This is a genomic window from Kurthia zopfii (assembly GCF_003143955.1).
GTDB classification, from domain to species: Bacteria; Bacillota; Bacilli; order Bacillales_A; family Planococcaceae; genus Kurthia; species Kurthia zopfii.
Genome location: NZ_QFVS01000010.1, coordinates 1 through 24,591 on the forward strand (window position 1 = coordinate 1; position 24,591 = coordinate 24,591).

The window sequence follows — 24,591 nt, forward strand, 5'->3', positions numbered from 1 at the left end:
TCGAATCTACTTACATTTCCATTTAAAAAGAGCGAGCCACGCTTCATAAATGAAACGTGATCTCGCTCAAACCAATCGATTTTTATTCAATTGAAAACTCTCACCAACGTTATTTGACAAAGAGCCATTAATTCTTGCATCAGGATTCTCTACTGCCGATGTCATTTCAGACGTATCGGGCCGCGGTGTTGGATTAGATGTCGTTAAATCAACAATTGAAGCACTTGGTGGCAATATTAGTATTGAATCTGAATATGGCAAAGGTTCATTATTCTCGATTCAATTACCGCTTACTTTATCAATCATCTCAGTCATGTTAGTTGAGATTGAAAAAGAAGTGTACGCGATCCCGCTATCTTCAATTATTGAAACATCAATTATTAAACGCTCAGATATATTAAATGCACATAATCAAAAAGTTATCGACTTCCGTGGAAAAGTAGTGCCGCTTGTATTCCTAGATGAGACTTTTGAAGTGCCAGCGTCTGATATTGAAAAAGATGAATTTTTATCTGTTGTTCTCGTTCGCAAAGGTGATAAAATGGCTGGTCTAGTAGTGGATTCATTCATCGGACAGCAAGAAATCGTTCTGAAATCATTAGGAAATTACTTAACGAATGTATTTGCAATTTCAGGAGCAACTATTTTAGGAAATGGTCAAGTAGCGTTAATTATTGACTGTAATGCCTTAATAAAATAGAGGGGAGGATTTACTATGACAGAAATGACAGAATCTGCAGTTGTAAAAGTAATCGTTTTTCAATTAGGGGATAAAGAATATGCAATCTCTGTATCACAAGTTCAAGGGATCGAAAAAACGATGTTTATCACGCGCGTCCCAAGAACAGTAGGCTATGTAAAAGGTGTCATCAATTTACGTGGTGTTGTAACGCCAATTATTGATTTAAGAGAACGTTTTGGTATTCATTCGGATATTCAAGGTGAGGATACACGCATCATTATTATTTCTCATGAAGAAATGGAAGTTGGATTAATCGTTGATGCAGCGAATGATGTAATGGACTTAGATAAAATGAAAATCGAACCGCAACCAGAAGTAGTAGGTTCTCTTGAAGAAGAATTTATTGCGGGTGTTGCCAAAGTCGAAAATCGATTACTTATATTATTAAATTTAGAAAAAGTGTTAAACACTTTATAGTAAGTGAGGTTCAAAAATGACGAATCAAATTACTTCATTTCATTTAGATGTTTTAAAGGAAATTGGAAATATAGGCGCTGCACATGCGGCAACGGCATTATCAGGTTTATTACAAACGAAAATTGATATGAAAGTGCCAGCAGTTGAAATCGTTACGTTTAACGACATGGTTGAACGTGGTGGCGGAGCTGAAAAAGTAGTGGCAGGCACATATCTTCAAATTGATGGAGATGCGAATGGCGGGATGTTTTTCATTCTTCCAGTCGAACAAGCAAACCGATTTATTCGAAAATTAATACACGACGAGCAATTTGATTTACAAAAAAGTGAAAACCAAGAGTTAGGTGTTTCCGCAATGCAAGAATTAGGAAATATTTTATCAGGGTCGTATCTTTCGGCATTATCAGATTTCACAGGATTGAAAATTTATCCGACCCCACCAGCACTTAGTGTCGATATGTTCGGTGCAATTATTAGTTTTGGTCTTATTGAATTATCGCAAGTTAGTGATCATGTCGTTGTGATTGATACTTCTATTTTTGAGGAAAGCATGGAACAAAGCGAGCAAGTGAATGGTCATTTCTTCCTCCTTCCAAACCCTGAGTCATTTCAATCTATATTTAAAGCATTAGGGGTGGAGTAATGATTGGCAGTCAGAACGTAGTCAAAGTAGGAATTGCACAGATGGATCTTGTTCATTCACCTGCGACGATACGAACTTCTGGACTTGGTTCGTGTGTGGGAGTAGTCATCTATGATTCGACAAAAGGAATTGCAGGATTAATTCATATTATGTTACCTAGCTCATCACTTGCAAAAGCAGGACAAGTAACGACTGCTAAATTTGCGGATACAGGGATCCCGGCATTAATTGAACAATTAAAATTAACGGGGGCATCTCCTTATAGAATGAAGGCAAAGCTTGCAGGTGGTGCGCAAATGTTTCAGTTTGCAAATGCAAATGACACGATGAGAATAGGCCCGCGAAATGTAGAAGCAGTGTTAGAGGAATTAAAAAAATATTCCATCCCCGTTTTAGGGAAAGACACTGGTGGTAATAGCGGCAGAACAATCGAATTCAACCCAGAGACTTGCCTATTAAATATTCGTACAGTCAACCAAGGAGTGAAAGATATATAATGTATGGGTCGATTTTTTATAATCTATGGATTGCATTAAGTGCTTTCACGCTGTATTTCTTCATGAATTTTTTATCAAATGAAGCGCCACTTAAAATAGTGCTTTATAGTTTTATGTGGGCGGGAATCGCATTTCTACTTACATTCATTTTAAGAGCAATCATTGCGTATATCGTTTATACACCTGAAGAAGCAGAAGTGGTAGAAGAAGCGCAAGGAGTTGAGTCTATAGAAGTTACTAAAGACGAAACAACTCACACTTCTGAAGAAATTGCAGAGGTTGTAAAAAGCATGATTAACGAAGATGAATAATTCATGGATATTTCGAAAAGGGACTGTTAATTCAGTTCCCTTTTTTTTGTAGTCTTTGATATAATGTAATGAATAAGTAATGAAAGATAACAAGGGGGAGTTAGCAGTTGCAATCAACGTCTGTAGAAGAACTTAAATTGTGGCAAGATTGGTCTGATCATAAAGACCCTCGTGCAGGTGACTTGCTAATGGAGAAGTACAAGTCACTTGTGTCTTATCATGTTCAAAGAATTAGTATGGGCTTACCTAAAAATGTTGCGAGGGATGAACTTACGAGTCTAGGTATGATGGGGCTTTTTGATGCCTTAAATAAATTTGATATTTCAAGAGAACTTAAATTTGATACATATGCATCTTTCCGCGTTCGAGGAGCGATTATTGACGGACTTCGTAAAGAGGATTGGCTACCGAGGTCAGCGCGCGAAAAAACAAAGAAATTAGATGCCAAAATAGAAGCGATGGAGCAGAGGCTTCAACGTCATGTGACACCGGAAGAAATCGCCTTGGAAATGGGCTTAACAATTGAAGAAGTACATCAAACGATGCAAGAGCATTTATTTTCAAATGTATTGTCGATTGATGAGCAGTTACAAGACAATGATGATGTCGATGCAAAAAGCTTTGTCATTCGAGATGAAGGTATGAAAACACCAGAGCAGGAAGCTGTCCAACAAGAGTTATTAGGAGATTTAGCGGAGAGCATTAAGAAATTAAATGAAAAAGAACAAATTGTCTTAAATATGTTTTACACAGATGAGCTAACCCTTACAGAGATTGGCGAAACATTAGGATTATCAACTTCACGTATTTCACAAATTCATTCAAAAGCGATTTTTAAACTTAAAAAATTATTAAAAGATGAAATGAAAAATGCGCAGTAAAAATACGAAGTGAAGGTGGAGGGATTCAATGAGTTTAAAAAGTATTGAACTACAAATTGCAATTCCGAAAACATTTGATGCTGGTAAACAAGTTGAGCAAGCGCAGCAAAACGTTCATGGTAATCAAGCGATGGCGAATGATGCTTTAAATAAACAACTCGAAAAAAATAACACATTATTATTACACTCAGAAGAAACAAGAAATCTGAGAAGAGAAGATCCGCGTTCAAATGATCAACAATCGCAAAATCAAAGTGAAGAATCGAGTAATTTGAATGAAGAAGAGACCAAAGTGAAAACAGTGCATCCTTTCAAAGGAAATTTATTCGATTTTAGCGGTTAGGAGCATATTTAATGGGAATACTGATTGCAGTTCTATTTATTTTACTCATGATTTGTTTTTATTTCATAGCCTTACTAAATATGAAATTAAATCGTTTCCAAAAAAATGAGCATAAACAAGAACTTTTAATGGAAGAAATGGAATCCTCAATTGCAAATTTCCTTACCGAAATTGAAGATGAGAACAATCGATTAATTCAAATAATTAATTCAAAAGAGAAACAACTCACGAAAGAGGATGTTCAGCCTACAGTAGCAAGCGTCGAACAAGCACCAAATGATGAACCTACAAAAAATGAAGAAAAGGTGGCTTTTACTGCACCAAGATCATATGTGAAAAAAGCATATTTAACAGAGTCAAAACCATCTGTTAATGAAATACCAAAAGTCGAACGAACCTTAGAGCAAAAAGTGAAAGACCTTTATATAAAAGGGCAGTCGATCGCCGAAATTGCTAAGCAATTGAACAAAGGAAAAACAGAAGTAGAATTGCTTTTGAAATTCCAAAAGAATAAATGAAATCACTTGTTAAGAAATATATGTTATGTTACAATTACAAATGGTGTTAAATACACACGTATTCTAATGCAAGGAGCGGTGCTCTTTCAACGAAAGAGTTCTCATGCAATTGATGAATGCGGAGGAATAATAAAAACAAACCTTTAGGAGGCAATACAAATGTCAGTAATCTCAATGAAACAATTACTAGAAGCTGGTGTACACTTCGGTCACCAAACTCGCCGTTGGAACCCAAAAATGAAGAAATTTATCTTCGTTGAACGTAACGGTATCTACATCATCGATCTACAAAAAACAGTTAAAAAATTAGAGGAAGCTTATGACTTCATGCGCCAAGTTGGTGCTGACGGTGGTAAAGTTCTTTTTGTTGGTACAAAAAAACAAGCTCAAGAAGCTATCAAAGATGAAGCTGAACGTTCAGGTAACTACTACATCAACCAACGCTGGTTAGGTGGTACTTTAACTAACTTCGGTACAATTCAAAAACGTGTTGCACGTATGAAACAAATCGAAAAAATGGAAGAAGACGGTACTTTCGAAGTTCTTCCTAAAAAAGAAGTTGTTCAACTTAAAAAACAACACGAACGTCTTGTTAAATTCTTAGGCGGTGTACGTGATATGAAAGCTATCCCGGACGTAATGTTCGTAGTAGATCCTCGTAAAGAGCGTATCGCTGTAGCTGAAGCTCACAAATTAAACATCCCATTAGTAGCAATGGTTGATACTAACTGTGATCCAGATGAAATCGATTACGTTATTCCTTCAAACGATGACGCTATCCGCGCAGTTAAATTAATCACTTCTAAAATGGCTGATGCTTTAATGGAGTCTAAACAAGGTGAAGACGAAGCACAAGCTGAAGCAGCTGCTGAGTAATTTCTAGGTAGAAACAGGTGATAAGCGGCTAAACCCTCTTATCACCTTTTTTTGAGAAAATAATATATTTATATATAGGAGGAAACAATCATGGCAATTACTGCTAAAATGGTAAAAGAATTACGCGAAAAAACTGGTGCAGGTATGATGGACTGTAAAAAAGCATTAGTTCAAACTGATGGTGACATCGAAGCTGCTGTAGACTTCCTACGTGAAAAAGGACTTGCTGCTGCAGGTAAAAAAGCTGACCGTGTAGCTGCTGAAGGTACTACTTTCATCGCAGAAAAAGGTAATACGGCTGTATTATTAGAAGTTAATGCTGAAACAGATTTCGTTGCTAAAAACGAAGGTTTCCAAACTCTAGTAAAAGAATTAGCAGACCACTTATTAGAAGTACAACCTGCTAACGTTGAAGAAGCATTAGAATCAACAATGTCTAACGGCGCTGTAGTTTCTGCTCACATCTCTTCAGCAATCGCTACAATTGGTGAAAAATTAAGCTTACGTCGTTTTGTAATCCAAACTAAAACTGACGCTGACGCTTTCGGTTCTTACCTACACATGGGCGGACGCATTGGTGTTCTAACTCTAGTTGAAGGTTCTGCTGACGCTACAGTAGCTAAAGACGTTGCAATGCACATCGCTGCATTAAACCCTAAATACATTTCACACGATCAAATCTCTGCTGACGAAATCGAGCATGAACGCAAAGTATTAACTGAGCAAGCTCTAAACGAAGGAAAACCAGAAAACATCGTAGCTAAAATGGTTGAAGGTCGTCTTAACAAGTACTTCAAAGAAATCTGTGTACTTGACCAACCATTCGTTAAAAACCCAGACCAAACTGTTGGAGCATTCATCACAGCAGCTGGCGGTACTTTAGCTTCTATGGTTCGCTTCGAAGTGGGCGAAGGTATTGAAAAACGCGAAGACAACTTTGCTGAAGAAGTTATGAACCAAGTAAAAGGTAACTAATTTCAAAAGCATTTTATAGCAATATTTTAGGGAGCACAAGTATTCTTCGTGTTCCCTATTTTTCAATAAAAAAGTATGATGGAGGTCCAGAAAATGCCGCAATATAAACGCGTAGTAATTAAATTGAGTGGGGAAGCTTTAGCAGGTGACCAAGGTTTTGGTTTATCACCACAAATCGTAAAATCTGTTGCCCAACAAATTAAAGATGTAGTAGAGCTAGATGTAGAAGTTGCTTTAGTAGTAGGTGGCGGTAACATTTGGAGAGGTAAAATCGGTGCCGAAATGGGCATGGAAAGAGCAAATGCTGATTACATGGGTATGTTAGCGACTGTAATGAATGCATTAGCACTTCAAGATTCTCTTGAAAATTTAGGTGTTGAAACGCGTGTTCAATCATCAATCGTGATGACACAAGTTGCAGAACCATATATTCGTCGTAAAGCTGTGCGTCATTTAGAGAAAAAACGCGTCGTAATTTTTGCTGCAGGAACTGGGAACCCTTACTTCTCAACAGATACAACAGCTGCTTTACGTGCTGCTGAAATTGATGCAGACGTAATCTTAATGGCTAAAAATAATGTTGATGGTGTTTACTCAGCAGATCCACTTAAAGATTCAACAGCAGTTAAATATGAAAACTTAACGTACTTAGAAGTAATCCAACAAGGTTTACAAGTGATGGATTCTACTGCATCAACTCTATGTATGGATAATGATATCTCATTAGTTGTATTCTCATTAATGGAGAATGGCAATATTAAACGTGCAGTACTTGGTGAACCAATTGGTACTGTAGTAAGTAAATAATTCAGGGGGAAATAGACATGACTAAAACAGTTGTAGATTTAGCTTCAGAAAAAATGACAAAATCAATTGCTGCGTTCTCACGTACACTTGCGGGTATCCGTGCTGGCCGTGCAAATGCATCATTATTAGACCGTATTAATGTAGATTACTACGGTGCTCCAACACCTTTAACTCAAATGGCAGGTATTACGGTTCCGGAAGCTCGCTTACTAGTAATCACACCGTATGATAAAACAATCCTAGGTGAAATCGAAAAAGAAATTATGCGTTCTGATATTGGTATTACACCAACAAATGACGGTAATGTTATTCGTTTAACAATCCCAGCATTAACAGAAGAACGTCGTAAAGACTTAGTAAAACAAGTTGGTAAAGAAGCGGAAGAAGCAAAAGTGGCAGTACGTAATGTACGTCGTGATGCAAATGACGAATTCAAAAAACTTGAAAAAGCAGGCGAAATCACAGAAGATGACTTACGTGGTTACGGTGAAGACGTTCAAAAGCTTACAGATGAGAGCATCGTGAAAATCGAAGCGCTTGTTACAGAAAAAGAAAAAGAAATTCTAGAGGTTTGATTCGTTAGAACTTTGTACTTTTTTAGGCGTCCTATTGTCAAAGGGACGTCTTTTTTAATAATAAAGAGAAATCTAAGCATCTGTGCAAACATGGATATTGCAAAACGGTGAACAATTCAATGATTTATCCTTGAATAGAGGAAAATAATCCGTATTTTTGATATGATATACACAGTGTACGTTCCGATTTGTAAGCTAGTGGAGGATTCTAAATGTTAGATAAACTCGGATGGAAAAAAGTAGATAAAGAAATACTAACGATTGAAGAACGTATGGCCAATTTACGCCAAGATGACATTCCAAAACATATCGCAATTATTATGGATGGAAATGGACGATGGGCAAAAAAGAGGGCATTACCTAGATTCGTAGGACATCGTGAAGGCATGCAAAATATTCGTCGTATTACGCGAGCTGCAAATAGTGCAGGCGTAGGTGCGATCACTTTATATGCATTCTCAACAGAAAACTGGAAAAGACCACCAAAGGAAGTTGAATTCCTGATGCGTCTACCAGAAGAATTTTTGAACTCATTTATTCCAGAATTAATGGATTTGAATATTCGAGTTGAGATGATCGGAGAAATGGAAGGAGTTCCAGAGTATACGAGCAGAGCGATTCAACATGCGATGGTAAAAACAAAAGAAAACACAGGTATGGTACTTAATTTTGCCTTTAATTACGGAAGTAGAAGGGAAATTGTGTTAGCTGTTCAACAACTAGCTAAAATGGTTCAGGATGGGACGCTTGAGCCACAAGAAATCACAGAAGAACTTATTTCTGAGTATTTAATGACTGCAAAAATACCGGATCCTGATTTACTCATTCGTACAAGTGGCGAAATTCGATTAAGTAACTTTCTGCTTTGGCAGTTAGCTTATACTGAATTTATTTTCACCGATGTACATTGGCCAGATTTTACAGCTGAAAAACTGCTCGATTCACTCGAGAGTTACCAACAGCGAAACCGCCGTTATGGAGGTTTGAAAGGAGAATAATAAAGTGAAACAGCGTATTATTACAGCCGTAATTGCTGCCGCTTTGTTTATTCCATTTGTCGTATATGGTAATCTTCCATTTACGATTTTGGTTTATGCAATGGCAGCAGTGGGGCTTTTTGAAATGCTAAGAATGAAAGGTTTATCCATCTTTTCGATACCTGGATTATTAGGTTTACTTGCATTATTTACTATTCTAATGCCAACTTCATGGGCAACACAGGTTGAAGAAACGACTGGATTTTCACAATTAGAGTATGTATCAATCTTTGTTATGCTTCTATTGATTTATACGGTTCTTGTGAAAAATAAATCAACATTTGATACGATTGCATTTATTCTTGCGAGTGTATTCTATGTTGGAATTGGTTTCCACTATTTCATCGAAACGCGTGCAGAAGGTATTGCATACATTGTATTTGCATTAGTCATCGTATGGACGACTGATTCAGGTGCATATTTCGTCGGTAGAAAATTAGGGAAACATAAACTATGGCCAGAAATTTCACCGAAAAAAACAATCGAAGGATTTGTTGGTGGCGTTGTAATTGCCGTTATTTCAACTTTAATCTTCCAATACTTTGCACAATTAGATGTGAATTTATGGATTTTATTAAGTGTAGCAATTTTAGCTTCTATGATTGGTCAATTAGGCGATTTAGTAGAGTCTGCAATTAAACGACACTATGGAGTGAAAGATTCAGGTACAATTTTACCTGGTCATGGTGGGATTTTAGACCGTTTTGATAGTCTGATTTTTGTTCTACCATTATTACACTTTATACATTTTATTGGATAAGGGGATTTAAAAATGAAATCAATTAGTTTATTAGGTGCTACTGGATCGATTGGTCAACAGACTTTAGACATCGTGAAGGAACATCCAGAGGAATTTCAAGTATCGGCATTATCAGTCGGGAAAAATATTGAAAAGACGAAGGAAATCATTCGTGAATTTAAGCCCAAATTGGTTTCAGTTCAACTAGAAGAAGATGCGCTAGCTCTTTCAAAAGAGTTCACGAATATCGACTTTACTTTTGGTAACAAAGGGTTAGTGGATGTAGCTACATACACAGATTCGACGTACTTACTTAATGCAGTTCTAGGTTCAGTAGGTCTAGAATCGACTTTAGCAGCAATCCGTCAAAAGAAAACAATTGCAATTGCAAACAAAGAAACACTTGTAACTGCGGGGCAATTAGTGATGGCGGAAGCAGAGAAATACGGAGCGCCAATTTTGCCAGTAGACAGTGAACACTCTGCTCTATGGCAATCTATGGTTGGTGAAAATCGTAAATCAATTTCTAAATTAATTTTAACTGCATCGGGTGGTAGTTTCCGCGATCAAACGCGTGACGAACTTAAAGATGTCACAGTTGTAGAAGCATTAAATCATCCGAACTGGTCGATGGGTGCGAAAATTACAATCGATTCAGCAACATTGATGAACAAAGGATTAGAAGTAATTGAAGCTGCTGTATTATATGATATGTCATACGACGATATTGATGTGTTAATCCATAGAGAGAGTATTATACATTCAATGGTTGAATATCAGGATACATCGGTAATGGCGCAACTAGGTACGCCGGATATGCGCACGCCGATTCAATATGCTTTAAGCTATCCAGAACGTCTTCCGAGATCAACTGCTCAAAGACTTGATTTAGCGAAAATCGGTCAATTACATTTCGAAAATGTAGACTTCAACCGCTTCCGTTGTTTAGGCTTTGCTTATGAGGCTGGACGAACTGGTGGTACGATTTTAACAGCGATGAATGCAGCGAATGAAGCTGCTGTTGCGGCATTCTTAGATGGCAAGATTAAATTCTTAGAAATTGAAGATATGATTGAACGTATGATGCAACAACATAATAATATTCAAAATCCAGATGTTGAAACAATTCTTCATGTAGACAAAGAAACAAGAAAATCAGTTCAAAGCATGATAAAATAACAAAAGAAACAATTTGAATTCAAGAAGGTGGGAGAACAATGCAAGCAGCTATTGCGTTTATATTAGTGTTCGGCTCCATCGTATTCTTCCATGAACTTGGTCATTTCATTTTCGCGAAGCGTTCAGGAATTTTAGTTCGTGAATTTGCTATCGGTTTTGGACCGAAAATTATCGGTATTACTAGGGGAGAAACACTCTACACAGTTCGTCTGCTACCTATGGGTGGTTACGTACGAATGGCTGGGGAGGATATGGATACGGTTGAGCTACAGCCGGGGTATAGAATCGGGTTTTTATTAAATGATCAGGACGAGATTACTCGTATTGTTCTTAATCAAAATAAGCAATTACCCGATATGCTTTTTTTAGAAGTAGAAAAAGCAGATTTACTTAAGGGGTTATGGGTTGAAGGTTACGACGAAGAAGAACAACTTGTTCGTTACAACGTTGCAAGAGATGCAGTAATCGAAGAAAACGGTAAAGATACAATTATTGCACCGTATGAACGTACTTTTGATGCAAAATCATTACCAAAACGTGCGATGACTATTTTTGCAGGGCCATTATTCAACTTTATCCTTGCGGTAGTTTTCTTCATCATTATCGCCCTTGTACAAGGTATGCCAACGAACGAGCCTTTAATTGCCAATGTAGTTCCTGGAAGTCCTGCTCAACAAGCTGGCATCCAAAAAGATGATGTGATCATCGGTGCGAACGGCGAAAAAATCGAGAAATATGAAGAACTGTCTGAAATTATTAAAGACAACAAAAACAAAGAAATTAAATTAAATGTTCAACGTGGCGACGAAAAAGTAACATTAGGTGTTACACCGAAGTTAAATAAGGATAAAGTTGTCCAAATCGGGATTCAATATGCTAATAAATACGAGAAAAATCCATTAAAAGCTATTTCTTATGGATTTGAACAGACGTATAATTGGTTTATAAAAATCGCTGAGTTATTAGGTTTATTAGTAACGGGTCACTTTACTTTAGATGCGCTTTCAGGTCCTGTCGGAATTTATAAAGCAACAGAAGAAGTTGCTCAATATGGATTTATGACGTTAATGAACTGGGCAGCAGTATTAAGTATTAACTTAGGAATTATGAACTTACTACCACTTCCAGCTTTAGATGGAGGACGCTTATTGTTCTTCGCTTATGAAGCGGTTAGAGGAAGACCAATCGATAAACAAAAAGAAGGAGTCGTTCATTTTGTCGGCTTTGCATTATTAATGATTTTAATGATCGCAGTGACCTGGAACGATATACAGAAATTCTTCTTCTAAAAAATAGAATAGCCAAAGGTGAGGTTAAATAATGAAACAATCAAAAACTTTTATTCCAACTTTACGTGAAGTACCCTCTGATGCAGAAGTAAAATCACATCAATTACTATTACGTGCTGGATTTATCCGTCAAAATACAAGTGGAGTATACTCGTACTTACCACTAGCGCGCAAAGTGTTGAAAAAAATTGAAACAATCGTTCGTGAAGAAATGGATGCAATCGATTCAAATGAAATTTTAATGCCTGCACTACAAGCCGCAGAATTATGGCAAGAATCAGGACGTTGGGAAGCATATGGACCAGAATTAATGCGTATCACAGATCGTCATAACCGCGAATTTGCATTAGGACCTACTGCTGAAGAGGTTGTTACTTCATTAGTACGCGACGAACTAAAATCATACAAAAAATTACCACTAACTTTATACCAAGTTCAAACAAAATTCCGTGATGAAAAACGCCCACGCTTTGGTCTTTTACGCGGACGTGAATTCATTATGAAAGATGCTTATTCATTCCATGCGACTAATGAAAGCTTAGATGCTACGTATGATCAAATGGTTCAAGCATATACAAATATTTTCACACGCCTAGGATTAAACTTCCGTGCTGTACTTGCGGATTCAGGTTCAATTGGTGGTACAGGTGGATCTCATGAGTTCATGGTACTTTCTGAAATCGGTGAAGATACAATTGCGTACTCTGATTCTTCAAACTATGCAGCTAACATTGAAATGGCTGAAGTGAAAGTTGATTACAGTCATTCAGACGCTGAAATGAAAGAACTTGAAAAAGTTGCAACACCTGATCAAAAAACAATCGAAGAAGTATCTGCTTTCTTAGATGTTGTATCAGAAAATATTATTAAATCATTAGTATTCAAAGTTGATGAAGATTTAGTCATCGTATTAGCTCGTGGCGATCACGAAATCAACGATATTAAATTAAAAAATTCACTTGGTGCTGAATTAGTTGAACTTGCTGAAGATGCTGAAATCAATGAATTACTAGGTAGTCACGTTGGAAGCTTAGGCCCAATCAAATTACCAATCGGCGTTAAAGTTATTGCTGACCATGCGATTAAATCAATTCGCAACGGTGTAGCTGGAGCAAATGAAGATGGCTTCCACTACATTAACGTAAATCCAGGTCGTGACTTTGCGATTGATCGTTACGAAGATTTACGCTTCATCCAAGAGGGAGACCCATCTCCAGACGGCGAAGGAACAATCAAATTCGCTGAAGGAATCGAAGTAGGTCATGTATTCAAACTAGGTACGAAATACTCTGAATCAATGAAAGCTACTTTCTTAGATGAAAACGGCCGCGCTCAACCATTCATTATGGGTTGTTACGGAATCGGTATTTCTCGCGTACTTTCTGCAGTTGCAGAACAATACCAAGATTCATACGGATTTGTATGGCCTAAACAAGTTGCGCCATACGATGTTCACGTCATCTCTGTTAATACAAAAGATGAAGCACAGTTAGCACTGGGTGAAGAACTGTACAAATTATTAAAATCATACCGCTACGAAGTTCTATTTGATGATCGTCAAGAACGTGCGGGTGTGAAATTTGCTGATGCTGATTTAATCGGCTTACCAGTTCGTGTAACAGTTGGTAAAAAAGCAGCTGAAGGAATTGTAGAAGTGAAGATCCGTCATAGCGGTGAAACTTTTGAATGTGCTAAAGAGGAAGTTTTAGATCGTTTAAACAACTTTTTCTAAACTCTATAAATTGTAACGAAGCATGACAAGGGAAAAGAGGTTGTCCCCTAAAGTCATAACTTTTCTTTCGCTTTAGTGGGCTGATTCCAATGATTATACATTGTGAGGTTCCAATAGAAGATGAGTTTGACTTTTCGGACAATCTCTTTTTTCTTTAAAGGAGGAGAGAAAATGTCGGAAGAAATGACTGCTAAACAGCGGTTTAAAATACTATTACAACAAATCGCTTTGACTGATGATGTGGCGATGCAATATTTAGAAAATGGTGAATTAAATCGATTAACAGTTCAAAAAGCGAATCGCGTTTGGCAATTTGCATTAGAATTAGATCGCATTCTGCCATATAATCATTTTTTGCAATTTCAAAATCATGTGGATCGAGCGTTTAGTCAAATTGCGACAATCCAACTGCAAATAACTACGAAAAACTCAATTGCTGATGAAAAGCTCATTCATGAATACTGGATGAAAGTTGTCGAAGAACAAGATGAATTATCGCCACCACTTCGCCAAATTTTATCGCAGCAATTACCTAAAGTAGTTGGGCAAAAACTAATGATTAATTGCAATCAAGATTTTGAACAGGCGACATTGCGCAATAAATACGCGGATCGACTTAGTGAAACTTTTCAATCATATGGCTTTGATAAATTGCATTTTGACTTCCAAGTGAAGGATGCCACACAAGAAATGGCTGAAGAACAACAGAAATTCATGGCGCAAAGAAGAATTGAAGAAGAAGCGATTTCGAAAAAAGCGGTTGAAGATATGCAAAAACGTGAGAAAGAACGTCAAAATAATCCAGAGGGTATCGATGTGTCGAACCAACCATTCCAATTAGGTCTTCCGATTAAAAATGATGAAGGTATGATGGAAATTCATCAAATTCAAGATGAAGAGCGTCGTATTATAATTGAAGGATTTGTTTTCGACGCCGAAGTGAAAGAACTTCGAAGTGGCCGTTCGTTAATGACATTAAAAGTATCAGATTATACGGATTCAATTTTAGTGAAAATGTTCTCTCGCGATAAAGAAGATGCAGCATTAATGCAACTTGCGAAAAAAGGTATGTGGGTTAAAGTTCGTGGCTCGGTACAAAATGATACATTCGTTAGAGATTTAATCATTATGGCTCAAGATATTGTCGAAATCCGTCCAATCATTCGTAAAGATGAAGCTCCAGAAGGCGAAAAACGTGTCGAACTACATATGCACACGCCGATGAGTAGTATGGATGCCGTGACGCCAACAGGTGAATTAGTTGCAGCAGCAGCGAAGTGGGGACACCCTGCAATTGCCATTACTGACCATGCAGTCGCGCAATCATTCCCAGATGCACATAATGCAGGGAAAAAACATGGCATCAAAATCATTTACGGAGTTGAAATTAATTTAGTCGATGATGGTGTTCCAATCGCTTACGATGAACGTCATATTAAACTGGATGATGCTACGTATGTCGTATTTGATGTTGAGACAACAGGTCTTTCAGCAGCGTACGATACAATCATAGAGCTTGCTGCGGTGAAGATCGTAAATGGAGAGGTAATTGATACTTTTGAAAGTTTCTCTAATCCGCATCATGCCCTTTCAGCAACGACGATTGAGTTAACAGGCATTACCGATGATATGGTAAAAGACGCACCAGAAGTAACTGAAATGATTACGAAATTCCATGATTTCATAGGCGATGGAATTCTTGTAGCGCATAACGCGTCATTCGATATAGGTTTCTTATATGAAGCATATAAAAAAGCGAATATCGATGATTTCCATCAACCCGTAATCGATACATTGGAATTAGCGCGTTTACTTCACCCGACGATGAAAAACCATCGACTGAATTCATTATGTAAGAAGTTCAACATTGAATTAACACAACATCACCGAGCTATTTATGATACGGAAGCAACAGGTTATTTACTGCTACATTTAATGAAAGAAGCAACTGCTAAAGGAATCGAGTACCACGATGACTTCAACAAATACGTTGGTGGTGGAGATGCCTATAAAAGAGCTCGCCCGACACATTGTACTGTATTAGCTCAAACGAATGATGGCTTAAAAAATATGTTCAAAATGTTGAGTGAGTCATTTACACAATCCTTTTTCAGAATGCCAAGAATTAAACGTTCGACATTGCAAAAATATCGCGAAGGTTTAATCGTAGGTTCAGGATGTAGTAAAGGTGAGTTTTTCACAGCAGTTATGCAAAAATCGATGGATGAAGCATTAGAAATTGCTAAATTCTATGATTATTTAGAAGTGCATCCACCAGCAGTTTACGCACCACTAGTTGAGTCAGAATTAATAAAAGATGAATGGAATATGCAAGATATTATTCGCAAAGTGATCAAGATTGGTAAAAAGCTTGAAAAACCAGTAATTGCGACTGGTAATGTGCATTACTTACATGAAGAAGATGCGATTTTTCGTAAAATCCTTATTCGTTCACAAGGTGGAGCGAATCCGCTAAACCGTAATAAATTACCGGATGTGCATTTTAGAACGACGAATGAAATGCTCGATGAATTCGCCTTTTTAGGAGAAGATTTAGCGAAGGAAATCGTCGTAACGAATTCTCAAAACTTAGCGAAAGAGATGGAAGAAGTCGTTCCTGTAAAAGACGATTTATATACGCCTAAAATCGACGGTGCCGATGAAGAAGTACGTCGTATGACATATGAAATGGCGCATGATATTTATGGTGAAGAACTTCCTGAAATCGTCGAAAAACGAATTGATAAAGAGTTGAAATCGATTATTGGACATGGATTCTCTGTTATTTATTTGATTTCTCATAAGCTCGTAAAAAAATCACTTTCAGACGGTTATTTAGTAGGTTCTCGTGGTTCAGTAGGTTCTTCGTTAGTCGCAACATTTATGGAAATTACTGAAGTAAACCCATTGCCACCTCATTATGTTTGCCCGAACTGTCAGAAATCAGAGTTCTTTGACGATGGTTCAGTGGGCTCTGGCTTTGATTTACCGAATAAAGATTGTCCGGATTGCGAAATTCCATATGCCAAAGATGGCCATGATATTCCATTCGAAACTTTCTTAGGATTCAAAGGGGATAAGGTACCCGATATCGATTTGAATTTTTCGGGTGAATACCAACCGCAAGCGCATAACTATACGAAAATCTTATTCGGTGAAGATTATGCATTCCGAGCTGGAACAATTGGTACAGTTGCCGAAAAAACAGCTTATGGCTATGTAAAAGGGTATGGAGCGGATCATGATATTAATTTCCGTGGAGCAGAAGTAGATCGTTTAGTTCAAGGATGTACTGGTGTTAAACGAACGACTGGGCAACATCCAGGTGGTATTATTGTTGTACCGAACTATATGGATGTGTTCGACTTCACGCCAATCCAATTCCCAGCCGATGATCAAGGAGCTGAGTGGAGAACGACTCACTTTGACTTCCACTCGATTCATGACAATATTTTAAAACTCGATATTCTAGGACATGATGATCCGACTGTTATTCGTATGCTACTAGATTTGACAGGAATCGATCCAAAAACAATTCCGACCGATGATCCAGAAGTCATGGCGATTTTCAGTGGCCCTGAATCACTTGGCGTAACAGCAGAGCAAATTAAAGCAAAATCAGGTACTTACGGAATTCCAGAGTTTGGGACGAAATTCGTACGAGGAATGCTTGAAGATACGAAACCATCGACATTTTCAGAATTAGTTCAGATTTCCGGATTATCTCATGGTACGGACGTTTGGCTTGGGAATGCGAGTGAACTAATTCAAAACGGTACTTGTGTACTTTCCGAAGTAATCGGTTGTCGTGATGATATTATGGTTTATTTAATCTATCAGGAACTTGAACCATCATTAGCATTCAAAATCATGGAGCATGTCCGTAAAGGTAAAGGTTTGACGGAAGATATGGAAGAAGAAATGCGTAAAAATGAAGTGCCGGAATGGTATATTGATTCATGTAAAAAAATCAAATACATGTTCCCGAAAGCCCATGCGGCAGCCTATGTATTGATGGCTGTACGTATTGCTTACTTCAAAGTGCATTTTCCAATTGTCTACTATTGTGCATACTTCACGGTTCGTGCGTCAGATTTCGATTTAATTGCAATGGTCAATGGATCCGAAATGATTAAATCTAAAATTGAAGAAATCGAAGTAAAAGGTTTAGAAGCTTCTGTAAAAGAGCGTTCACTACAAACTGTTCTTGAAATTTCACTTGAAATGACAGAACGTGGCATGCAAATGCAAAAAGTAGATCTGTATCGCTCGAAAGCTACAGAATTTATTATTGATGGCGCTTCTTTAATTCCACCATTCAATGCGATTCCTGGATTAGGAAACAACGTAGCGGAAGCAATCGTACGCGCTAGAGCAGACGGTGAGTTCCTTTCGAAAGAAGATCTTCAATTAAGAGGGCGCGTTTCCAAAACATTAATTGAGTATATGGATAAGCTAGGTTGCCTTACAGGTATGCCAGATGCGAACCAACTCTCTCTCTTCTAGAGGTCACTTGCATTAGTGGTATAAAGATGTTAGAATATAGACAATTACTTTGTTGATAGAACGACGGCAAAAGAGTGGGGATTCCTCACTCTTTTCTGTTTGTTATTTATCAATACTCTAAAGTCAGGAGGATTGTATGAGCAAAATTACAACGGAAATCGAACAAATTGCAAAGCCAATCGTTGAGGAGCTTAAACTGGAGCTAGTTGATGTTGAGTTTGTTAAAGAGGGGCGCGATTGGTTTTTACGTGTATATGTTGATACTCCTGAAGGCAATATTGATATCGATCAATGCGCACAAGTTAGTGAGCGACTAAGTGAATATTTAGATGAAAAAGATCCGATTTCTCAAAATTATTACCTTGAAGTATCTTCTCCAGGAGCAGAACGCCCTTTGAAAAAGGACACAGATTTTGAAAAAGCAATCAACCAATTTGTCCATATGAAAACATATGAAGCAATTGATGGTAAAAAAGTATTTGAGGGTTACCTAACATCTTATACAGATGAAGGTGCTACTTTAGATATGAAAATTAAAACAAGAAAAGTAAAAATATCAATTCCGAAAGATAAAATTGCGATGGCTCGCCTTGCAATTGATTTTTCGAAAGAACAATAATCTAGGAGTGAACGAAAATGAGTAAGGAACTAGTAGGCGCTTTAAAAGCACTTGAAGAAAAAGGAATTTCACGCGAAATCATTATTGATGCAATTGAAGCAGCACTAATCAATGCATACAGAAAAAACTATGATGAAGCAAATGTACGTGTCGATTTAAACCTTGATAAAGGAACTATGCATCTTTTCTCTCGTAGAGATGTAGTTGAAAAATCAGAAGACGATTTATTAGAAATGTCTTTAGAAGACGCACAAGCAATCAACCCTTCATATGAAATTGGGGATATTGTAGAAACAGAAGAAATTCCACGCGACTTCGGTCGTATTGCAGCGACTACTGCGAAACAAATTATTACACAACGTTTCCGTGAAGCTGAACGTGGTTTGATTTACGAAGAGTATGTTGATCGTGCTGACGATATCATCAATGGTGTTGTTGAACGTTTAGACGCTCGTAACATCTACGTTGGAATTGGTAAAATCGAAGCGATTCTTTTACCTAACGAACAAATTCAAGGTGAAACATACGAACCACATGATCGTATTAAAGTGTATATTACGAAAGTAGAACGTTCTTCAAAAGGACCTCAAGTTTTCGTTTCACGTACTCACCCTGGACTATTACGTCGTCTATTCGAATTAGAAGTACCAGAAATTTTTGACGGTACAGTTGAAATTAAATCAATCGCTCGTGAAGCTGGCGATCGTTCTAAAATCTCAGTTGTAGCACATAACGAAGAAATCGATCCAGTAGGTGCTTGTGTAGGTACTAAAGGCGCTCGTGTACAATCAATTGTTAATGAATTACACGGCGAAAAAATCGATATTGTTGAGTGGTCTGAAGATCCAGTACAATTCGTAGCAAATGCACTTAGCCCATCTAAAGTTGTTGATGTACAAGTGAACGAAGAAGAAAAATCTACATTAGTAGTAGTTCCTGATTATCAATTATCATTAGCAATTGGTAAACGTGGTCAAAATGCTCGTTTAGCTGCTAAGTTAACAGGTTGGAAAATTGATATTAAATCAGAAACTGATGCAACTGAACAAGGATTATATGATCCTGAAACAGCAGCAATCATCGTACAACCAGTAGAAAAAATCGAAGAAGAAGCAGCAGAAGAAGTTGCGACTGATATCGATCTTTATGACGAAGATTAATTGGAAGGTGTTTAAATATGCCAGTCAATCGTAAAGTACCATTAAGAAAATGTAGTGCGACAGGCGAGATGTTTCCGAAAAAGGAAATGATTCGTGTTGTTCGTTCTAAAGAAGGCGAAGTATGTGTAGACGTGACTGGTAAGAAATCAGGTCGCGGTGCTTACGTTTCAAAATCTGAAGCTGCAGTAGCGGCTGCAAAAAAGAGAAATGCACTGAAAAACCAACTAGATGTTGAAATTCCAGAGCATATTTATGAAGATTTATTAGCCGTTATTCGAAAGGGTAATAAATAATGACAACAGAACAAGCAATTTTAAACTTATTAGGTATTGCTTCAAGTGCTAGACAAGTAGTATCAGGCGAAGAACAAGTGGTGAAGGAAGTCCGAGGACAATCGGCAAAACTTGTAATCTTATCTACGGATGCTTCTAAAAATACACAGAAGAAATTGCGAGATAAATGCAATTCATTCGATGTTGAATTACATGAATTTAGTACACGCGATGCACTAGGTCATGCAACAGGTAGAGAGAATAGAGTATCTTTAGCGATTATGGATAAAGGATTTGCTAAGAAGCTTTCAGAGCTATTTAGTCAACTAGAAGCGTAATTTTTTTACAGTGGTTTAGTAAACTAAAACCTGGAAGTTTGCGAGAATCCGTAAGTGAAACTCCTTATTTCACCAAGTCATCAATGAGAGCCTAACAGGACAGCCAGGAACTCGTCCTGCTATTAGTAAGATGACACAGTTTATAAACTAATAGCGAAAACTCAAAAATTTCAAATGAATAAGGATGTACTATGACTAATAACTCATCTAACAACTCAAATAAATCAAACTCTTCACGCCCATCAAATGGTGGCGGTAGACCATCACGTCCATCAAATGGTGGCGGAAACGCATCACGCCCATCAAATGGTGGCGGAAACGCATCACGCCCATCAAATGGTGGCGGAAACGCATCACGTCCATCAAATGGTGGCGGAAACGCATCACGTCCATCAAATGGTGGCGGAAACGCATCACGTCCATCAAATGGTGGCGGAAACGCATCACGTCCATCAAATGGTGGCGGAAACGCATCACGCCCATCAAATGGTGGCGGAAACGCATCACGCCCATCAAATGGTGGCGGAAACGCATCACGCCCATCAAATGGTGGCGGAAGCACATCACGCCCATCAACAGGCGGCGGAAACGCACCACGTGGCGGTCAAAGCAGCCGTGGTGGTCAAAACGCACGCGGAGGACAAGGTGGCGGTCGTCCACAACAACGTCGCCGTCCAGGTATTAATGGAGGTCAACGTCGTAAAAACCGTCCAGCTCCACAACCTGTAGCACCAAAACCATTACCAGAGAAAATCACTTTCTATGAATCATTAACAGTTGGCGAACTAGCGAAAAAATTAGGCCGCGAACCTTCTGAAATCATTAAAAAGTTATTCCTACTTGGCGTAATGGCTACAATCAATGCTGAATTAGATAAAGACGCAATTGAACTAATTGCTACTGATTACGGTGTTGAAGTAGAAGAAGAAATCCGTATTGACCGTACTGACCTTGAAACTTACTTCGAAGACGAAGAAGTTGAAGAAGATGTAGCAACTGAAGAACGTCCTCCAGTTGTAACAATCATGGGACACGTCGATCACGGTAAAACAACTTTACTTGACTCAATTCGTAACACGAAAGTAACTGCTGGAGAAGCTGGTGGTATTACACAGCATATCGGTGCTTACCAAGTGAAAGTAAACGATAAAAAAATCACTTTCTTAGATACTCCTGGACACGCTGCATTCACAACAATGCGTGCTCGTGGTGCAAGAGTAACTGACTTAACAATCCTAGTTGTAGCAGCAGATGATGGTGTAATGCCACAAACTGTTGAAGCAATCAACCATGCGAAAGCTGCAGAAGTTCCAATCATCGTTGCAGTGAACAAAATGGATAAACCTTCAGCGAACCCAGATCGTGTTATGCAAGAATTAATGGAACACGGTTTAGTAGCAGAAGCTTGGGGTGGCGAAACAATCTTCGTTCCAATCTCAGCACTTAAAGGTGATGGAATTGATCAACTATTAGAAATGGTATTATTAGTTTCTGAAGTTGGCGAACTTAATGCAAACCCTGACCGTAATGCAATCGGTACTGTAATCGAAGCACAACTTGATAAAGGTCGTGGCTCTGTTGCAACATTACTAGTTCAAAACGGTACATTAAAAGTCGGAGATCCAATCGTAGTTGGTCACGCTCACGGTCGTGTTCGTGCAATGGTGAACGATTTAGGTCGTCGCGTTAAAGAAGCAGGTCCATCAACACCTGTTGAAATCACTGGTTTAAGTGATGTTCCACAAGCTGGTGACCGTTTCGTAGTATTCGATGATGAGAAATCAGCACGTCAAGTAGCTGAAGCTCGCGAAACTACAGCGATTCAAGAACAACGTGGCGAAGGTCAACGTGTAACGCTTGATAACTTATTCGAGCAAATGAAACAAGGCGAAATGAAAGAATTAAACTTAATCGTTAAAGCTGACGTTCAAGGTACAGTTGAGGCAATGGCTGCTTCACTTATGAAAATTGAAGTTGAAGGCGTAAACGTTAAGATTATCCATACTGGTGCTGGTGCAATTACAGAATCAGATATCTCATTAGCTGCTGCTTCAAATGCAATCGTAATTGGTTTCAACGTACGTCCAGATACAAATGCTAAACGTGCTGCTGAAGCTGAAGGCGTAGATATTCGTCTTCACAAAATCATCTACAAAGTAATCGAAGAAATCGAATCAGCGATGAAAGGTATGCTTGATCCTGAATTCGAAGAGAAAATCATCGGTAACGCTGAAGTACGTGAAACATTCAAAGTTTCCAAAGTTGGTACAATTGCAGGTGGTTACGTAACTGATGGTAAATTAGTTCGTGATGCTGGTGTACGTGTAATCCGTGAAGGTATCGTAATCTTCGAAGGTGAATTATCATCACTTAAACGTTTCAAAGATGACGCGAAAGAAGTTGCGAAAGGTTATGAATGTGGTTTCACAATTGCGAACTTTAACGATGTCCAAGTTGAAGACGTAATCGAAGCGTTCGTAATGGAAGAAATCAAACGTAAATGATTGTCTATGCAGAATGTGAATTTATGATTCCTACTGCACATTCATTGAAAGAAAAAAGAGCTGTTTTGGAACGTATGAAAATGCGTACAAAACAGCGCTATAATATAGCATTATCTGAGATTGACCATCAAAATGTTTGGCAAAGAACGAGACTCGCCTTAGTGACAGTTGCTTCAAATAAAGTAGCTGCTGACAAGGAGATGGATCGAGCTGTCGAATATTTAGAATCCAATCCAGATTGGCAACTACTCGAGTTACATCGAGAGTATTTATGAAGATAGAGGTGAATCGATTATGTCATTACGTGCAAATCGTGTAGCTGAGCAAATGAAAAAAGAGCTTGGCGAAATTATTGGTCGTAAACTAAAAGATCCTCGTGTCGGTTTCATTACAGTTACAGATGTTGAAGTAACTGGTGACTTACAACAAGCGACAATCTATATTACAAGCCTTGGTACTGAAAGAGAAAAACAAGACACATTAAAAGGGTTAGAAAAAGCTAAAGGCTTTATCCGCTCTGAAATTAGTAAACGTATCCGATTACGTATTACACCTGAATTGTTCTTCGAATTTGATGCCTCTGCCGAATATGGTAATCGTATTGATGATCTGTTACGCAAACTACACGAATCTGATAGATAACAATCGACAAGAGAGGCGATCCTATACGGGATTAGCCTCTCTTTTTAATTTGAAAGGAGTTTTGTAAAATGCATGGAATTTTACCACTTTGGAAAGAGAAAGGCATGACATCTCACGATTGTGTCTTTAAATTAAGAAAAATTTTAGGAACTAAAAAAGTAGGTCACACAGGTACACTTGACCCTGCTGTTGAAGGTGTATTACCAATCTGTATCGGCAATGCGACAAGACTTGCTGAATATATTACAGATGCAGGTAAAGAGTATGAAGCCATTGTATCAATTGGTACTTCAACAACAACTGAAGATGCTGAAGGTGAAGTAGTTGAACAAGATTCGACAACGAAATCAATTACGCGCGCTCAACTTGAAGACGTATTAAAATCACTGACAGGAACAATCGTGCAAACACCTCCAATGTATTCAGCGGTTAAAGTCAATGGCCGTAAACTATATGAATATGCACGCGCTGGCGAAACGGTTGAAAGACCAAGCCGTGAAGTTAATATTTATAGTATTGAATTAATGGATGATCTTGAAGTATATGAAGGCGAAACAATTGAATTCCCGATTCGTATCGCTTGTGGTAAAGGAACTTATATCCGCACATTATCCGTTCAAATTGGTGAAGCACTTGGATTCCCGGCACATATGAGCAAACTAGAACGTACGATGTCAGGTGGCTATACTGCCGAGCAGTGTAAAACATTAGGACAACTGCAAGAAATGAAAGAAGAAGGAACGCTTTTAGAAGCAATTCGACCTCTTGAAACTGCATTAGAAGAGTATCCTAAAATAGCAATTACACCGGATATTCAAAAAGAAATTAGCAACGGACAAGTACTTCCGATGCACACTTCTTTACTAGAATCTGATAAGATAGTGTATATGGAAAATAACAAGGCTGTTGCAATTTATATTGCACATCCTTCTAAAAAAGGTTTAATGAAACCAGAAAAAATGTTCCCGAAAGTTGACTAGGAGGTAGTC

At 38.0% G+C, this 24,591-nt stretch carries 25 protein-coding genes and 1 pseudogene; all 26 read left to right on the forward strand.

Annotated elements, in window-relative coordinates:
* Positions 1–127: 127 nt before the first annotated feature.
* A pseudogene (locus DF281_RS14990) lies at positions 128–700 on the forward strand (chemotaxis protein CheA); the annotation flags it as partial.
* Positions 701–715: 15 nt separating this feature from the next.
* Positions 716–1,159 carry a chemotaxis protein CheW gene (locus DF281_RS05435; RefSeq protein WP_109349237.1) on the forward strand — a complete coding sequence of 148 codons (444 nt, stop codon included), beginning with the start codon at positions 716–718 and terminating at the stop codon, positions 1,157–1,159.
* A gap of 16 nt (positions 1,160–1,175) precedes the next feature.
* Positions 1,176–1,802 carry a chemotaxis protein CheC gene (locus DF281_RS05440; RefSeq protein WP_109349238.1) on the forward strand — a complete coding sequence of 209 codons (627 nt, stop codon included), beginning with the start codon at positions 1,176–1,178 and terminating at the stop codon, positions 1,800–1,802.
* Positions 1,802–2,299, forward strand: a complete 498-nt coding sequence (locus DF281_RS05445) for a chemotaxis protein CheD (RefSeq protein ID WP_109349239.1) — start codon at positions 1,802–1,804, stop codon at positions 2,297–2,299. The genes DF281_RS05440 and DF281_RS05445 overlap by 1 nt, the downstream gene beginning before the upstream one ends.
* Positions 2,299–2,610 carry a hypothetical protein gene (locus tag DF281_RS05450; RefSeq protein WP_109349240.1) on the forward strand — a complete coding sequence of 104 codons (312 nt, stop codon included), beginning with the start codon at positions 2,299–2,301 and terminating at the stop codon, positions 2,608–2,610. Before DF281_RS05445 ends, DF281_RS05450 begins: the two co-directional genes overlap by 1 nt.
* Before the next feature lie 107 nt (positions 2,611–2,717).
* Positions 2,718–3,491 (forward strand): FliA/WhiG family RNA polymerase sigma factor, encoded by a 774-nt coding sequence (locus DF281_RS05455; RefSeq protein ID WP_109349241.1) that lies wholly within the window; start codon positions 2,718–2,720, stop codon positions 3,489–3,491.
* A gap of 28 nt (positions 3,492–3,519) precedes the next feature.
* Positions 3,520–3,834, forward strand: coding sequence for a hypothetical protein (locus DF281_RS05460; protein ID WP_109349242.1), 315 nt, complete (start codon positions 3,520–3,522; stop codon positions 3,832–3,834).
* A gap of 11 nt (positions 3,835–3,845) precedes the next feature.
* On the forward strand, positions 3,846–4,352 hold the full coding sequence (locus DF281_RS05465; protein WP_109349243.1) for a DUF6115 domain-containing protein: 507 nt from the start codon (positions 3,846–3,848) through the stop codon (positions 4,350–4,352).
* A 159-nt stretch (positions 4,353–4,511) separates the two neighbouring features.
* Positions 4,512–5,228, forward strand: a complete 717-nt coding sequence (rpsB, locus tag DF281_RS05470; protein WP_109349244.1) for a 30S ribosomal protein S2 — start codon at positions 4,512–4,514, stop codon at positions 5,226–5,228.
* Between the two features lie 90 nt (positions 5,229–5,318).
* Positions 5,319–6,203, forward strand: coding sequence for a translation elongation factor Ts (gene tsf / locus DF281_RS05475; protein ID WP_109349245.1), 885 nt, complete (start codon positions 5,319–5,321; stop codon positions 6,201–6,203).
* Between the two features lie 93 nt (positions 6,204–6,296).
* Positions 6,297–7,010: a UMP kinase gene (gene pyrH / locus DF281_RS05480; protein ID WP_109349246.1), complete on the forward strand. Its 714-nt coding sequence runs from the start codon at positions 6,297–6,299 to the stop codon at positions 7,008–7,010.
* 17 nt (positions 7,011–7,027) lie between these two features.
* On the forward strand, positions 7,028–7,585 hold the full coding sequence (gene frr, locus DF281_RS05485; protein ID WP_109349247.1) for a ribosome recycling factor: 558 nt from the start codon (positions 7,028–7,030) through the stop codon (positions 7,583–7,585).
* Between the two features lie 212 nt (positions 7,586–7,797).
* Entirely contained in the window at positions 7,798–8,583 is a 786-nt protein-coding gene (locus DF281_RS05490) for an isoprenyl transferase (RefSeq protein ID WP_109349248.1), read from the forward strand.
* A 4-nt stretch (positions 8,584–8,587) separates the two neighbouring features.
* On the forward strand, positions 8,588–9,382 hold the full coding sequence (locus DF281_RS05495) for a phosphatidate cytidylyltransferase (RefSeq protein ID WP_109349249.1): 795 nt from the start codon (positions 8,588–8,590) through the stop codon (positions 9,380–9,382).
* Positions 9,383–9,394: 12 nt separating this feature from the next.
* Positions 9,395–10,540: a 1-deoxy-D-xylulose-5-phosphate reductoisomerase gene (gene dxr, locus DF281_RS05500; protein WP_109349250.1), complete on the forward strand. Its 1,146-nt coding sequence runs from the start codon at positions 9,395–9,397 to the stop codon at positions 10,538–10,540.
* A gap of 38 nt (positions 10,541–10,578) precedes the next feature.
* A complete protein-coding gene (gene rseP, locus DF281_RS05505; protein WP_109349251.1) occupies positions 10,579–11,829 on the forward strand; it encodes an RIP metalloprotease RseP in 1,251 nt (416 codons plus the stop codon).
* A 31-nt stretch (positions 11,830–11,860) separates the two neighbouring features.
* Positions 11,861–13,561: a proline--tRNA ligase gene (locus tag DF281_RS05510; RefSeq protein WP_109349252.1), complete on the forward strand. Its 1,701-nt coding sequence runs from the start codon at positions 11,861–11,863 to the stop codon at positions 13,559–13,561.
* A 171-nt stretch (positions 13,562–13,732) separates the two neighbouring features.
* Positions 13,733–18,067 carry a PolC-type DNA polymerase III gene (locus DF281_RS05515; RefSeq protein WP_109349253.1) on the forward strand — a complete coding sequence of 1,445 codons (4,335 nt, stop codon included), beginning with the start codon at positions 13,733–13,735 and terminating at the stop codon, positions 18,065–18,067.
* A 136-nt stretch (positions 18,068–18,203) separates the two neighbouring features.
* On the forward strand, positions 18,204–18,686 hold the full coding sequence (rimP, locus tag DF281_RS05520; protein ID WP_109349254.1) for a ribosome maturation factor RimP: 483 nt from the start codon (positions 18,204–18,206) through the stop codon (positions 18,684–18,686).
* Between the two features lie 17 nt (positions 18,687–18,703).
* Complete coding sequence (gene nusA / locus DF281_RS05525) at positions 18,704–19,846, forward strand: transcription termination factor NusA (protein ID WP_109349255.1); 1,143 nt, start codon at positions 18,704–18,706, stop codon at positions 19,844–19,846.
* Between the two features lie 17 nt (positions 19,847–19,863).
* Positions 19,864–20,139 (forward strand): RNase P modulator RnpM, encoded by a 276-nt coding sequence (rnpM, locus tag DF281_RS05530; RefSeq protein WP_109349256.1) that lies wholly within the window; start codon positions 19,864–19,866, stop codon positions 20,137–20,139.
* Entirely contained in the window at positions 20,139–20,456 is a 318-nt protein-coding gene (locus DF281_RS05535; RefSeq protein WP_109349257.1) for a YlxQ family RNA-binding protein, read from the forward strand. The genes rnpM and DF281_RS05535 overlap by 1 nt, the downstream gene beginning before the upstream one ends.
* 191 nt (positions 20,457–20,647) lie before the next feature.
* Positions 20,648–22,960 (forward strand): translation initiation factor IF-2, encoded by a 2,313-nt coding sequence (infB, locus tag DF281_RS05540; protein WP_109349258.1) that lies wholly within the window; start codon positions 20,648–20,650, stop codon positions 22,958–22,960.
* Complete coding sequence (locus DF281_RS05545; protein ID WP_109349259.1) at positions 22,957–23,235, forward strand: DUF503 domain-containing protein; 279 nt, start codon at positions 22,957–22,959, stop codon at positions 23,233–23,235. Before infB ends, DF281_RS05545 begins: the two co-directional genes overlap by 4 nt.
* A 19-nt stretch (positions 23,236–23,254) precedes the next feature.
* Complete coding sequence (gene rbfA, locus DF281_RS05550; protein WP_109349260.1) at positions 23,255–23,602, forward strand: 30S ribosome-binding factor RbfA; 348 nt, start codon at positions 23,255–23,257, stop codon at positions 23,600–23,602.
* A gap of 68 nt (positions 23,603–23,670) precedes the next feature.
* Complete coding sequence (gene truB, locus DF281_RS05555) at positions 23,671–24,582, forward strand: tRNA pseudouridine(55) synthase TruB (RefSeq protein WP_109349261.1); 912 nt, start codon at positions 23,671–23,673, stop codon at positions 24,580–24,582.
* The last annotated feature ends 9 nt before the right edge of the window (positions 24,583–24,591 follow it).

Coding starts and splice junctions, on each gene's coding strand:
- DF281_RS05490 (WP_109349248.1), top strand. CDS start 7,798: ATGTTAGATAAACTCGGATGGAAAAAAGTAGATAAAGAAATACTAACG.
- nusA (WP_109349255.1), top strand. CDS start 18,704: ATGAGTAAGGAACTAGTAGGCGCTTTAAAAGCACTTGAAGAAAAAGGA.
- rbfA (WP_109349260.1), top strand. CDS start 23,255: ATGTCATTACGTGCAAATCGTGTAGCTGAGCAAATGAAAAAAGAGCTT.
- rseP (WP_109349251.1), top strand. CDS start 10,579: ATGCAAGCAGCTATTGCGTTTATATTAGTGTTCGGCTCCATCGTATTC.
- rimP (WP_109349254.1), top strand. CDS start 18,204: ATGAGCAAAATTACAACGGAAATCGAACAAATTGCAAAGCCAATCGTT.
- pyrH (WP_109349246.1), top strand. CDS start 6,297: ATGCCGCAATATAAACGCGTAGTAATTAAATTGAGTGGGGAAGCTTTA.
- dxr (WP_109349250.1), top strand. CDS start 9,395: ATGAAATCAATTAGTTTATTAGGTGCTACTGGATCGATTGGTCAACAG.
- DF281_RS05510 (WP_109349252.1), top strand. CDS start 11,861: ATGAAACAATCAAAAACTTTTATTCCAACTTTACGTGAAGTACCCTCT.
- rnpM (WP_109349256.1), top strand. CDS start 19,864: ATGCCAGTCAATCGTAAAGTACCATTAAGAAAATGTAGTGCGACAGGC.
- DF281_RS05515 (WP_109349253.1), top strand. CDS start 13,733: ATGTCGGAAGAAATGACTGCTAAACAGCGGTTTAAAATACTATTACAA.
- DF281_RS05460 (WP_109349242.1), top strand. CDS start 3,520: ATGAGTTTAAAAAGTATTGAACTACAAATTGCAATTCCGAAAACATTT.
- DF281_RS05440 (WP_109349238.1), top strand. CDS start 1,176: ATGACGAATCAAATTACTTCATTTCATTTAGATGTTTTAAAGGAAATT.
- DF281_RS05445 (WP_109349239.1), top strand. CDS start 1,802: ATGATTGGCAGTCAGAACGTAGTCAAAGTAGGAATTGCACAGATGGAT.
- rpsB (WP_109349244.1), top strand. CDS start 4,512: ATGTCAGTAATCTCAATGAAACAATTACTAGAAGCTGGTGTACACTTC.
- DF281_RS05450 (WP_109349240.1), top strand. CDS start 2,299: ATGTATGGGTCGATTTTTTATAATCTATGGATTGCATTAAGTGCTTTC.
- infB (WP_109349258.1), top strand. CDS start 20,648: ATGACTAATAACTCATCTAACAACTCAAATAAATCAAACTCTTCACGC.
- DF281_RS05535 (WP_109349257.1), top strand. CDS start 20,139: ATGACAACAGAACAAGCAATTTTAAACTTATTAGGTATTGCTTCAAGT.
- tsf (WP_109349245.1), top strand. CDS start 5,319: ATGGCAATTACTGCTAAAATGGTAAAAGAATTACGCGAAAAAACTGGT.
- DF281_RS05545 (WP_109349259.1), top strand. CDS start 22,957: ATGATTGTCTATGCAGAATGTGAATTTATGATTCCTACTGCACATTCA.
- truB (WP_109349261.1), top strand. CDS start 23,671: ATGCATGGAATTTTACCACTTTGGAAAGAGAAAGGCATGACATCTCAC.
- frr (WP_109349247.1), top strand. CDS start 7,028: ATGACTAAAACAGTTGTAGATTTAGCTTCAGAAAAAATGACAAAATCA.
- DF281_RS05435 (WP_109349237.1), top strand. CDS start 716: ATGACAGAAATGACAGAATCTGCAGTTGTAAAAGTAATCGTTTTTCAA.
- DF281_RS05465 (WP_109349243.1), top strand. CDS start 3,846: ATGGGAATACTGATTGCAGTTCTATTTATTTTACTCATGATTTGTTTT.